The following is a 12,441-nucleotide window of genomic DNA, read 5'->3' on the forward strand; positions in this document are numbered from 1 at the left end:
AGGATAATGAATCTGGCGATAGATTGCCAAGGTCTTGTTAAACGGTTCGGGGCTTATACCGCCGTACAGGGTGCCACGTTTCAAATTCCGCCCGGGGCGATCATGGGTTTTGTAGGGCCCAATGGGGCCGGTAAGACAACGATTATTCGCATGGTATGCGGAGTCTTGGTTCCTACGGAGGGGCGGGCAACGGTTCTCGGGTTCGATGTCAAAACTCAGCCTGAGGAAATTAAGCAGCGAATCGGCTATATGTCTCAAAAATTCAGTCTTTACGATGATTTAACGGTTGCCGAGAATCTTGATTTTTATGCTGGAGTGTACAACCTGCGGGGGAAACAGGCCCGGAGTCAGAAGGAACGGGTTATTGAGCGGATCGGCTTGTTTGAGCGAACTCACCAAATAGTTTCTTCTCTCTCCGGTGGCTGGAAGCAGCGTGTGGCTCTGGCCTGTGCTCTGCTGCATAATCCTCAGCTCCTTGTTTTAGATGAACCGACTGCCGGGGTAGACCCGGTATCCCGTAGAATTTTCTGGGACATTATTCGTAAATTGGCTGAAGAGGGAATGACAATTTTAGTCAGCACTCACTACATGGACGAAGCGGCTTCCTGTGATTATCTGGGTTTTGTTTTTTATGGCCGCTTAATTGCCTTTGGCTCACCTGAGGAGATGAAACACCGGGAAGCCAAGGAGTCTCTGGACGATCTCTTTATTTATTATGTGGAGCATGAAGCCTCTGATGATCCCCGCAACTTTGCGGTAAGAAAAGGAGGTGCAGGCTAATGCTGCGATTTTCCTGGGTCCGCTTTCTGGCGGTCTTAAAAAAAGAATTTATTCATATCCGCCGGGACCGGGCCAGTTTAATTATGGCGATTGCTATGCCTATCGGGATGCTCCTTTTGTTTGGCTATGCAGTAAACACTGATGTGGAGCATCTTCCTACGGTGGTTTGGGACCAATGCCAAACTGCGGATAGCAGGGATTTTATCACGTCTGTCCGCAACACCCAATATTTAGATCCGGATGATTTTGTTTCCGGGTATCAACAAATTGAGGATTATTTGGATAGCGGAAAAGCGCGGGCCGCGGTAATTATCCCGCCGGATTTTGGCAAGCATCTGCAGGGCCAAGAACAGGCAACAGTTCAGGTGCTGGTTGACGGCTCCGATCCGACAGTGGCCCGGGCGGTCATGTCGGCAGTTCAGATGTTGGGGTTGAATAAATCCTTGGCTTTGCAAAGCAAACGTTTGCAAGCCATGGGTATCTCCGGCGGCCTGGATTTGCCTCTCAACCTTGAGACGAGAGTTTGGTACAATCCGGATATGAAATCCAGAGATTTTAATATCCCGGCTTTAATTGGCCTTATTTTGCAAAATGTCATTGCCATGCTGACCTCTTTTTCTATTGTGCGCGAGAAGGAACGCGGAACAATGGAGCAATTGGTCGTAACCCCCATACGCTCCCTGGAATTGCTTTTAGGTAAACTTCTGCCCTTTGTGGCGATCGGATTTGTTTCGTTATCTCTGATTTTAGCGACAGGGATCTTCTGGTTTGGAGTTATCCCCCTGGGAAGCATTCCACTGCTCATTCTTTTGTCGACGATTTTCCTTTTTACGATCTTAGCTATCGGGCTGCTGATCTCCAGCATTGCCAGAACTCAGCTTCAGGCCATGCAAATGACTTTCATCTTAATTCTGCCGTCTATTCTTTTGTCCGGTTTCGTTTTTCCCAGGGAGACGATGCCCAGGCTGTTGCAATTAATGGGTGACTTGCTGCCCTTGACCTATTTTTTGGAGATTGTCAGGGGAATTTTTCTCAAAGGGGTGGGATTGGACTTTCTCTGGCAGGATACTCTCGCTTTGTGTTTGTTCGCCGTGATTTTGTTAGCGGTGGCCGCCAAGAAATTCAAAAAGAATTTGGACTAGCTTGTTTGGTATTTTGGACAGGATATGCTAGGATTAAGTTTGGTAAACGGTCAGTGACTTTAATAATTGCTTAAAAAGTGGTAATGCTGGTCCTATAAAATTTCTTGGAGGTACGACTCGCTATGAAAAAGGTTCGCAAAGTAACGACACTGCTGTTAGTACTAATGACAATTTTGGTGACTCTGGGCTGTGGGGCTCAGACAAATAATTCGGCTTCACAGGGATCGAACAGTTCGAACAATACCGGCCAAAGTACAAACTCTACTTCTGCCGCTCCACAGACGTCCGGGACGAATAAGAATCCTGTTGTGACAATTACCATGGCGAACGGAGATGAAATCAAAGCGGAACTCTATCCGACGGTTGCCCCTAATACCGTGAAAAGCTTTATTTCCCTGGTCAAGAAAGGTTTTTACAATGGTTTAACCTTCCATAGGGTTATTCCGGGGTTCATGATCCAGGGAGGAGACCCGCAAGGTAATGGGAGCGGCGGCCCGGGGTACAGTATTAAAGGGGAATTTACCAACAACGGCTTTAAAAATGATTTGAAGCATGAACGGGGAGTCCTTTCCATGGCCAGGACTCAAGATAATCCCAATTCCGCCGGTTCCCAATTTTTTATCATGGTGGCTTCGGTACCTAGTTTAGATGGGGACTACGCGGCGTTTGGCAAGGTGACGAGCGGAATGGATGCCGTGGATAAAATCGTCAATACCCCAAGGGATCAGAACGATAAACCATTGCAAGCTCAAGTCATGAAAAGCGTCACCGTAGATACCTTTGGCGTTGATTACGGAGATCCGGAAGTTATCAAACAATAGCCTTGTTAGGTTCAGAGCCTCTGCAGCTTTAAAAGTTGCAGGGGCCTTTTACTATCTGAGTTTCCGCTAGGCTCCAACGGAAAAGAAAACTCCTTGTTCCCATACTCCTTAAAAGTTGGGAATTCTCGCCGTGGAATGATAAACATGGTAAAATGTTTGAGAATAACAAAGATCATATGGAGAGAGAACGGAGTGATGATATGCCCGCAAAACGCTTGGAAGGGTTGGGGGCCTCAGTTTTTACTGAAATGGACAATTTAAAGAAAAGTTTGGAACGAGAGGGAAAAACTTTAATCAACTTAAGTATAGGAAGCCCGGATCGGGCTCCCGCCGAAGAACTTCGCCAAGTTCTCAGCCGGGCGGCTCTGGAGGACAATCAATATGGGTACACTTTGACTCGCGGCACGGGAGACTTTCGGCAAGCCTGTGCCCGGTGGTATCAAGAGCGGTTTAATGTTTTTTTAGATCCGGAGACTGAGGTACTCCCTTTGATGGGCTCTCAGGACGGATTGGCTCATATTTTTCTGGCTTATATTGATCCCGGAGATTCAGCCCTTATTCCCGATCCCGGCTATCCCATCTACACGGCGGGGTTATTGCTGGCGGGCGGAGAGAAAATTGCGGTTCCTCTGCTGGAAGAGAACAGCTACCTGCCGGATTTGAAAAAAATCGATCCTGCTTTGGCCCGCAAAGCGAAGCTTATGTTTTTAAACTATCCCAATAACCCGACAGCCGCCGTAGCACCAATCTCCTTTTTTGAAGAGGTTGTGGAATTCGCTAAAGAATATGAGCTGCTTATCTGTCATGATGCGGCCTATTCGGAGTTAGCCTTTGAAGGATATCGACCTGTAAGTTTTCTGCAAGCCCGTGGCGCCAAAGAGGTGGGCATTGAGTTTCACTCCGTATCTAAGACCTATAATCTTGCCGGAGTGCGATTAGGCTTTGCGGTAGGCAACGCGGAAGTTATTGGGACACTCGCCCAGCTTAAATCAAATATTGACTATGGCGTTTTTGGTCCCGTTCTAACGACGGGGGTTTTCGCTCTGGCCTCCGGACAGGATTCTATTGAAGAAAATCGGCAAGCTTATCAGAGACGAAGAGATCTCCTGGTGGAAGGGTGTGCCCGGGCCGGCTGGAAGATGCCGCCGCCTCAGGGTTCCATGTTCATCTGGGCTCCTGTGCCGACCAAGCAGGATTCCATGTCCTTTGCCGTGGAGTTAGCGCGTGAAGCGGGTGTGATCGTAGTTCCGGGAGTGGCTTTTGGCGGCTATGGCGAAGGATATGTGCGTATAGCTATGGTTCAAGAGGAGAGTGTTCTGCGGGAGGCTGTTCGGCGCATAGGATTGTTTTTGCAAGATAGGCTCACTGAGGGTTGACGGCTGAAGCATTGTCTGGCAGGAATGGACAAAACGGGCAATTTTCCTCAGCTGGCGGAAAATGGTATAATTAGCAAGGTCAAAACTATGAGGTATGGATTTAGGGAGGAATTACATTTTGGATTTTACTCAAGTTATTGCTCAAGAGCTTGGGTTAGGACAGGCTCAAGTGAAAGAAGCAGTCAACTTATTAGATGACGGAAACACAATTCCGTTTATTGCCCGCTACCGCAAGGAAGTTACCGGAGAACTTGACGAAAATGCGCTGCGCAGTATCGTGGAGCGCTTGGATTATTTGCGTCGTCTGGAACAGCGGAAGACGGAGGTCCTGAGGCTCATCGATGAGCAAGGAAAGCTTACCGAGGAGCTGTCGGCGCAAATTGCGGCGGCAGCCGTACTTCAGGATGTTGAAGATCTTTACCGGCCTTACAAGCAAAAACGCCGTACCCGGGCAACCGTTGCCAAGGAGAAAGGCTTGGAGCCGCTGGCCTCATGGGTATTGGTTCAATACCCCGGAGTTCGGGTTGATCCTCAAGCCGAGGCCGAGAAGTATTTAAATCCTGAGCTGGAGGTTAATACGGCTGAAGATGCTTTAGCCGGAGCAATGGACATTATTGCCGAGACTATCGCAGATGACGCCTTTCTGCGCAAACGGATACGGGAAGAAACCTGGCGTTCCGCCGATGTTGTGGCGGCAGCGTCAGCTAAGAAAGGGCAGGAGCGCTCTCCTTACGAAATGTATTATGAATACCGGGAACCGGTGCGCAAAATCCCGCCTCATAGAATTCTGGCCCTGAATCGTGGAGAGATTGAGGAGTTTTTAACCGTGAAAATCGAAGCCCCGCCGGATGCTGTGTCAAGACTGGTAGAGGCCCGTTATGTCAAGACAGGACCTTGTGCTCCGCTTGTTCAGAAAGCGGCGCTGGATGCCTACAAGCGTTTGCTTGAGCCTTCGATTGAACGGGAAATACGCAGCGAACTATCCGCTCAGGCCGAGGAACAAGCCATAAAAGTTTTTGCCGCCAATCTGCGGCAGCTTCTGCTTCAGCCTCCGGTTCGGGGCAAGATGGTTTTAGGACTTGATCCCGGGTTTAGAACAGGATGCAAATGGGCGGTTGTGGATGAGACCGGGAAACTCCTGAAAGTGGGAGTGATCTATCCGCATTCGGGGAAGAACCAACGTCAAGAGGCTAAAAATTCTCTGAGAAAGGCAATCACAGAATTTGCCGTAAATATTATTGCCATCGGAAACGGTACGGCCTCCAGAGAAACGGAGGAAGTGGTTGCGGAGGTAATCCAGGAGGATGGTTTAGCGACGGAGTTTATTTTAGTAAGCGAGGCGGGAGCTTCCGTCTATTCCGCCTCGAAGCTGGCCGGTGAGGAATTTCCGGATTTTGACCTTTCCCTGCGGAGTGCCGTGTCCATCGCCCGGCGGCTGCAGGACCCTTTGGCCGAGCTGGTCAAAATTGAACCGAAAGCGGTTGGGGTGGGACAGTATCAGCACGATGTTCAGCCTAAAAAGCTGGAGGAATCGCTGCATGGGGTTGTTGAAACCTGCGTCAACGCCGTTGGGGTTGACCTGAATACGGCTTCGGCATCTCTGCTCCAATACGTAGCGGGTTTGAAGCCGGCCGTGGCTAAAAATATTGTAACCTGGCGTGAGGAACACGGTAAATTCAGGCAGCGTGACCAATTGAAAAAAATCCCGCGCCTTGGAGCTCAAACATACATCCAATGTGCCGGATTTATTCGGCTTCCCGACGGGGATAATCCTTTGGAAAATACACCGGTCCATCCGGAATCCTATCAGCTTGCCGAAAGTATTTTGGCAAAGATTGGTCATAAAACGCAAGATTTAAAGGATCAGCTTGCTGAAATCCGCCAAAAGCTTACAGTGCTGACAGCAGAGGAATTGGCGGCTGAATTCGGCGCCGGAGTTCCTACGGTGCGTGATATTTTAGATGCTTTGCAAAGACCGGGCAGAGATCCCCGGGAGGATTTACCCCGGCCGCTGCTGCGCAGGGATGTGACGCATCTGGAGGATCTTCAGGAAGGCATGATATTAGAAGGAACGGTGCGCAATGTCGTGGATTTCGGTGCTTTTGTCGATATTGGGGTTAAGCACGATGGCCTCGTCCATATTTCTCAGTTAAGTGATAAATACGTCAAACATCCGATGGAAGCGGTAGCTGTAGGCGATATCGTTAAAGTGCGGGTGATTGGAATTGACAAGGGAAGAGAGCGTGTCAGCCTTTCCATGCGAGAGCTTTCCGTCAATAGCGCTTTAGCCTAATGCGGTGGGTAAGCATTATCATAAAGGATGTTATCGGGCGGCTTTGTCAGAAAGGAGGGGAGGCTTAGGTGCAAAAAGCTCAAATAAGGCGTTGGCAGGGAGTGGGCGCTGTCCTGACTGCCGGTACCGGTTATGCCTGTATGTCCGTTTTGGTTAAGGGGGCTTATGAGCTTGGGCTTGGGCCGACTCAGGTAATCGCCTTACAATCCTGGATCGCCTCTCTTCTCCTCTTCGGCTATGTTGTTTGCTTTAAACGGGGAATTTTTAAAATTTCCCTGCGGATGCTCGTTCTGCTCGTTCTGCAAGGGGTCGTGGGAGCCATGGGAACAAGCTTGTTATACGCTTATGCCTTAATATTTCTGCCTGTTTCCGTGGCCATACTGCTGCTCTATCTCTATCCGGCTCTGGTCTTAGCGGCAGGAGTCCTTCTTTGGCACAAAAAAGTTGGCCGGAAAGAGCTGTTTGCTTTTATTTTGACCTTAGGGGGAACAACGCTGGCCAGCGGAATTCTCTCAGGAGTGAGTGGGGTGGCTTGGGCAGGAATTTTCCTGGCTTTGGCTTCGGCGATCGCTTATGCAACGTTTAATCTTATGGGAGAAGTTGTTTTGGCCCAAGTATCTCCTTTGCTTGTCATGTGTTATACGCAGTGGGCCTGTGCCGTTTCTTTAGTGGTTGTTTTAAAGGGGGATGTCATGAGCATTCCCTGGCAGAATCTCCAGACCTGGGAGATCGGCTTTCTCCTGGCTACTGTGGCCTCAATTATTCCTTTCTATATGATTCTCATAGGGATTGAGCGGCTTGGCGCTGATCAGGCTGCTATTCTAAGCACTTTTGAATTGCCCATGACCTTTATTTTAGCCGCAATTTTTTTGCACGAATTTCCTACGCCGGTTCAATGGATTGGCGGAAGTTTGGTTCTGGCGGGGATTCTATTATTAAATTGGAGGAACAAAAAGAATGAGGAAACTTCTAATAAAGAACGGTCAAATTCATACGATGGCAGGGCGTGAGTTTTTGGGAGATCTCCTAATTGAGGGATCAAAAATCGCAGCTCTCGGGGAAGCCTTGGAGGTTCCTCAGGATACGCAAGTGCTTGATGCTTCGGGTTGCCTTGTCCTGCCCGGATTGATTGACGCTCATTGCCATGTCGGCATCGGAGAGGAAATCTATCGCTGGGAAGGGGAAGACTTTAACGAAATGACAGATCCTGTGACCCCGGATATGCGGGCCATTGATGGGATCAATCCGGAGGATGAGGGTTTTCGCGATGCCCGCTTAGGCGGTGTAACCGCCGTGTTTACCGGACCGGGAAGCGGAAATGTTGTCGGTGGAACCGGGGTAGTTATGAAGACGGCAGGCAAGATTGTCGATAAGATGGTGATACGAGATCCTGCAGGGTTAAAAATTGCTTTCGGAGAAAATCCCAAAATGGTCTACAGTGAACAGAAGAAAATGCCTATGACCCGGATGGGGACGGCGGCCCTTTTGCGTCAGGCTTTAGTAGATGCTGAGGTATATAGAGATAAGCTGGAAGAGGGAAAAAGCGATCCGGATAAAATTCCGGAACGGGATCTGGGCTTAGAAGCGCTTATGAAGGTGATTCAAAAAGAGATCCCGCTGCGCGCCCATGCCCATCGCGCCGATGATATCATGACCGCGATCCGCATTGCCCGGGAATTTAACGTCGATTTAGTCATTGAGCATTGCACAGAAGGCCACAAGATTGCCGAGGAACTGGCCGAGTTAGGCTATCCGGCAGTGGTGGGCCCTTTATTGACGAATCGCTCCAAGGTGGAGTTAAAGGATAAATCCTTTAAAACTCCGGGAGTTTTAGCGAAAGCCGGAGTTAAAGTAGCGATCATGACGGATCATTCCGTAACTCCGATCGAACAGTTGCCCCTTTGTGCTGCTTTAGCCTACAAGGCGGGGATGGAAAAGGAAGAGGCCCTTCGAGCCATTACGATCAATGCTGCGGAAATTCTGGGCGTTGCCGATCGCCTTGGTTCCCTGGAAATTGGCAAAGACGCCGATCTGGTTATCTGGAGTGAGCATCCCTTCCAGCTGACCGCTCGTCCGCTCTATGTTATTATTGACGGCAACATTGTCAGTCCGGAATCCAGGAAAGATGGAATACCTCATGCGTTCTAAAGAGTCGCCGGCTCTTCCTATGCTGGCTGGAGTGGGGATGGCGGTAATTTGGGGGTTTTCCTTTTTATTTACGAAAGAGTCGCTGGATTACACCTTTCCCCTTCAGCTGCTCGGCTTCCGTTTTGGGGTTGCTGCTCTTCTTTTAACCGGCCTAAAGTTGACTCGGGTTATTCACATCAATCTGAGGGGGAAAGCGATCCCGCCTTTATTTCTCCTGGCCCTCTTTCAACCCGGACTGTATTTTCTCGGAGAGACGTGGGGGGTTAAATGGACATCCGCTTCAGAAGCGGGCATGGTGATTGCCTTGGTTCCTGTAGCTATTGCGACAATGGCGGCCGTTTTTTTAAAGGAAAAACTTAATTCCAAGCAGGTGCTCTCCATCGGAGCGTCTGTGCTCGGTGTCATAATTATTGTTGCTGCCCAAGGTTCGCTTCAGTTTGGCAAGCATCTTTGGGGAATTACTGCTCTTCTCATGGCAGTCCTGGCGGCGGGGGCCTACAGCATTCTGGCCAGACATTCTTCACAGAAGTTCACTCCATTGGAAATTACTTATGTTATGATGTGGGCAGGAACTGTGATTTTTAATGTTCTTGGGATAGGGCAAAGTGTTTGGCAAGGGTCCTTTTTCAATTATCTTGCACCTCTGCAAAAGACAAGTGTCCTATGGGCGGTTTTTTATCTTGGCGTCTTGTCTTCGGTTCTGGCGTTTTTTCTTTCTAATTATATGTATGCCAAGCTCCCGGCGTCTCAAACGGCGCCTATATTAAACCTTATAACCGTAGTGTCGGTTTTTTCCGGCGTGGCTTTTCGGGGAGAACTGTTCGGCTGGCAGCAGGCGGCAGGAATAATTTTAATCATCCTGGGAGTATGGGGAACGAATGTCTTTGGCAGACCGGCTGCTTCTCCCTTGGCGGAGAGTGCTTGACTTTATATTTCCCCGGCAAACAGGTTAAACTTAATATCAAGTGGCTATTAAACCTTTGTGTTGCCATTTGAGGTCCGCTGAATAAGAACGCAACTTGGAGCAGGGAATTAGATTTACAGGAAAGGAAAGGATTAGGTTTGTCCAAGTTTTCCTAATCGGACAGATATGGATTATAGAATAACAAGTATGTCGGCAGAGGAAACTCGGGAGTGGGGAAAACAACTGGGAAGGCATCTGCGCAAGGGTGATGTCGTGGCTTTAATTGGAGATTTAGGAGCGGGAAAAACTTCTCTGGCCCAGGGAATTGGGGAAGGCTTAGGAGTAACGGGGCCTATGCCCAGCCCGACCTTCACCTTGATCCAGGAATACGGCGGGCAAAATCAAGGAGCTAAAGTACGTTTGGTGCATATGGATTTATATCGTTTACAACATCCACAAGAAGTGGAAGTGATTGGAGTCGAAGAATTTTTTGCTGAGGATACGGTCTGTTTAATTGAATGGCCGGAAATTGCTGAAGATTATTTGCCTGAAAATCGTTTAGTTGTAGAAATCCTGGGCAGCGGGGAGCAGCCGCGGAAAATTGTTTTTCATACTTATGATGAAACTTGGGATGTTCGGATTAAAGACATTATTCACTTTAGAGAGAGACTCGGAGGGCCTCAATGAAATACCTAACGATTGATACGACGACAAAAGTCAGCGGAGTGGCTTTAGCTGAAGATGGGCGCCTTGTGGCCGAGGGCTTCCTGCACACTTCGAAGACGCACTCAGAGCGGATTATTCCGATGCTGGATCAGTTATTCACGGCTGCCGCCTGGACGCTCCAAGAATTAGACTTAATTGGGGTTGTGAGAGGACCGGGCTCCTTTACCGGCATTAGAATTGGCATTGCCACAGCTCAGGGCTTGTCGCAGGTTTTAAACATTCCCCTTTTAGGTGTGGTCTCTCTTGAGGCTCTTGCCTGGTCGTGCTGGGGGAGAGAAGAAGATATCGTGCCTATCCTGGATGCCAGAAAGAATGAATGGTATACGGCGCGGTATCGCTGGGCGGCAGGAAAGGAGAAAGCGGAATGTCTTTCCGCTCCTCAAGCTTTGTCCATTAGCGAATGCTTAGAGCAATTAAAGATGCTGAACCGGCCGGTTTGTTTTGTAGGGGATGCAGCCTGGAAAGAAAAACAGCAAATAAAAACTGTCCTTGGGGAGCAGGCTGTCGTTTTACCCGATTATCAAAGCTTGCCAAGGGGAGCCTATGCCGCCCGGGCGGTCTGGGAACGCTGGCTGGAAATTGGCGCGGGAGAGCAGGTTGAGCCTTACTACATTCGCTGCTCAGAGGCTGAGGTCAATTGGGCCAAAAAAGAGCGGGCTCGCAGGGGAGAAGAGCATGAATAAGGGGTTAGTGCGCCCGATGCGGATAGATGACCTTGAAGCGATCATGGAAATTGAGCATGCTTCTTTTTCGACTCCCTGGTCTGTCCAATCGTTTGTGGCGGAGCTGAAAGACAACGAATATGCCCAATATCGCTGTTTGGAGTTGGATGGCCGAATCATTGGGTATATGGGATTGTGGTTTATTCTTGACGAAGGACATATCACTAATGTTGCTATCTCTCCTGATTATCGCGGACAGCATTGGGGAGAATTTTTGATGCGTTCCGTGATGCTGGAGATGGTTGAGCAAGGCATGGAAAGGATGACTCTCGAAGTTCGTGTTTCTAACAGCCCTGCTCAGGATTTATATAAGCGCATGGGCTTTACCGTGGCAGGGGTCCGCAAAGGGTATTATGCGGATTCAGGAGAAGACGCTTTAATTATGTGGGCGGAACTGGGAAGGAAGTGAAGGAACGTGACAGAGAGTCAGGACAAGAAGGTTGTTATTTTAGGCATTGAAACAAGCTGTGACGAAACCTCCGCGGCCGTTCTGGTTGACGGAACGGATTTGCGCAGTCATATTATTTCGTCTCAAATTGCGACTCATCAGAAGTATGGAGGGGTTGTGCCGGAAATTGCCTCCCGTGAACATAGCCTTCACATTCAGCCCGTTGTCCAACAAGCTTTATCTGAGGCAAAGGTTGGGTTTGACGATCTTTCAGCTATTGCGGTCACCTATGGTCCAGGGCTTGTGGGATCTCTTTTAGTTGGGGTTTCCGGCGCCAAAGCTATGGCTTATGCGGCTGGGATTCCCCTGATTGGGATAAATCATCTGGAAGGACATATTTATGCCAATTTTTTAGAGCACCAGGATTTAGAGTTTCCTTTGTTGGCCCTCTTGGTCTCCGGAGGACATACTCATCTTATTTTATTTACGGCTCATGGAAAGTATCAGGTTTTAGGATATACACGGGATGACGCGGCAGGTGAGGCTCTCGACAAAGTTGCCAGGGCTTTGGGCTTGGGTTATCCGGGAGGCCCGCAGATTCAAAAAGCCTCTCAGAGCGGCAATAAGGAAGCTTTTAAGTTCCCAAGGGCTATGTTGGAGCCTGGCAGTTTGGATTTTAGTTTTAGCGGCATGAAATCCGCAGTCTTAAACACTTTAAATTCTGCGCGAATGAGAGGCGAAACTCTCAATGTGCCTGATTTAGCGGCCTCATTTCAGCAAGCTGTTGTGGATGTTTTAGTGCATAAGGCTTTAATGGCCATAGAACGGACTAAAGTTCGAACTCTGCTTCTGGCGGGCGGAGTTGCGGCAAATCAGTTGCTGCGAGCAACCCTGGCGAACGAATTGACTCAGCGCGGCGTACGCTTGATTTATCCCCAATCTATTCTGTGCACGGATAACGGGGCGATGATTGCCGCCGCGGGGTATTATCATTATCGGGCGGGAAACTTTGCTCCCTGGACATTGAATGCAGTTCCGGGGCTAAATTTAAAGTCAATATAGCCATTATTATGGTTTAAATAAACAATGAATTTGACGAAACAAAGCGAGGAATTAGATTTTCTCGCTTTGTTTCGTATTC

The 12,441-nt window shown here is 49.0% G+C and carries 12 protein-coding genes; all 12 read left to right on the plus strand.

Annotated features, from left to right (window positions below):
• Positions 1–6: 6 nt before the first annotated feature.
• The 12 genes from REC12_RS06030 to tsaD all read left to right on the plus strand — a co-directional run bounded on the left by REC12_RS06030 (position 7) and on the right by tsaD (position 12,362).
• Complete coding sequence (locus tag REC12_RS06030) at positions 7–780, plus strand: ABC transporter ATP-binding protein (RefSeq protein WP_308892914.1); 774 nt, start codon at positions 7–9, stop codon at positions 778–780.
• Positions 780–1,922, plus strand: coding sequence for an ABC transporter permease (locus REC12_RS06035; protein ID WP_308892915.1), 1,143 nt, complete (start codon positions 780–782; stop codon positions 1,920–1,922). The genes REC12_RS06030 and REC12_RS06035 overlap by 1 nt, the downstream gene beginning before the upstream one ends.
• A 320-nt stretch (positions 1,923–2,242) precedes the next feature.
• Positions 2,243–2,743 carry a peptidylprolyl isomerase gene (locus REC12_RS06040; RefSeq protein ID WP_510167164.1) on the plus strand — a complete coding sequence of 167 codons (501 nt, stop codon included), beginning with the start codon at positions 2,243–2,245 and terminating at the stop codon, positions 2,741–2,743.
• Between the two features lie 200 nt (positions 2,744–2,943).
• Positions 2,944–4,119 carry an aminotransferase class I/II-fold pyridoxal phosphate-dependent enzyme gene (locus tag REC12_RS06045; RefSeq protein ID WP_308892917.1) on the plus strand — a complete coding sequence of 392 codons (1,176 nt, stop codon included), beginning with the start codon at positions 2,944–2,946 and terminating at the stop codon, positions 4,117–4,119.
• Between the two features lie 118 nt (positions 4,120–4,237).
• The gene (locus REC12_RS06050) at positions 4,238–6,412 is read left to right on the plus strand and encodes a Tex family protein (protein WP_308892918.1); all 2,175 of its coding nucleotides are present in this window, start codon (positions 4,238–4,240) and stop codon (positions 6,410–6,412) included.
• 68 nt (positions 6,413–6,480) lie between these two features.
• Positions 6,481–7,422, plus strand: a complete 942-nt coding sequence (locus REC12_RS06055; protein ID WP_308892919.1) for a DMT family transporter — start codon at positions 6,481–6,483, stop codon at positions 7,420–7,422.
• Complete coding sequence (locus REC12_RS06060) at positions 7,370–8,560, plus strand: amidohydrolase (protein ID WP_308892920.1); 1,191 nt, start codon at positions 7,370–7,372, stop codon at positions 8,558–8,560. The genes REC12_RS06055 and REC12_RS06060 overlap by 53 nt, the downstream gene beginning before the upstream one ends.
• Entirely contained in the window at positions 8,550–9,485 is a 936-nt protein-coding gene (locus REC12_RS06065; protein ID WP_308892921.1) for a DMT family transporter, read from the plus strand. Before REC12_RS06060 ends, REC12_RS06065 begins: the two co-directional genes overlap by 11 nt.
• Before the next feature lie 165 nt (positions 9,486–9,650).
• Positions 9,651–10,151, plus strand: a complete 501-nt coding sequence (tsaE, locus tag REC12_RS06070; protein WP_308892922.1) for a tRNA (adenosine(37)-N6)-threonylcarbamoyltransferase complex ATPase subunit type 1 TsaE — start codon at positions 9,651–9,653, stop codon at positions 10,149–10,151.
• The gene (gene tsaB, locus REC12_RS06075; protein WP_308892923.1) at positions 10,148–10,873 is read left to right on the plus strand and encodes a tRNA (adenosine(37)-N6)-threonylcarbamoyltransferase complex dimerization subunit type 1 TsaB; all 726 of its coding nucleotides are present in this window, start codon (positions 10,148–10,150) and stop codon (positions 10,871–10,873) included. The genes tsaE and tsaB overlap by 4 nt, the downstream gene beginning before the upstream one ends.
• A complete protein-coding gene (rimI, locus tag REC12_RS06080; RefSeq protein ID WP_308892924.1) occupies positions 10,866–11,321 on the plus strand; it encodes a ribosomal protein S18-alanine N-acetyltransferase in 456 nt (151 codons plus the stop codon). Before tsaB ends, rimI begins: the two co-directional genes overlap by 8 nt.
• A 6-nt stretch (positions 11,322–11,327) precedes the next feature.
• A complete protein-coding gene (gene tsaD / locus REC12_RS06085; protein ID WP_308892925.1) occupies positions 11,328–12,362 on the plus strand; it encodes a tRNA (adenosine(37)-N6)-threonylcarbamoyltransferase complex transferase subunit TsaD in 1,035 nt (344 codons plus the stop codon).
• The last annotated feature ends 79 nt before the right edge of the window (positions 12,363–12,441 follow it).

Source organism: Candidatus Desulfosporosinus nitrosoreducens, from assembly GCF_030954495.1.
Lineage (GTDB): Bacteria > Bacillota > Desulfitobacteriia > Desulfitobacteriales > Desulfitobacteriaceae > Desulfosporosinus > Desulfosporosinus nitrosoreducens.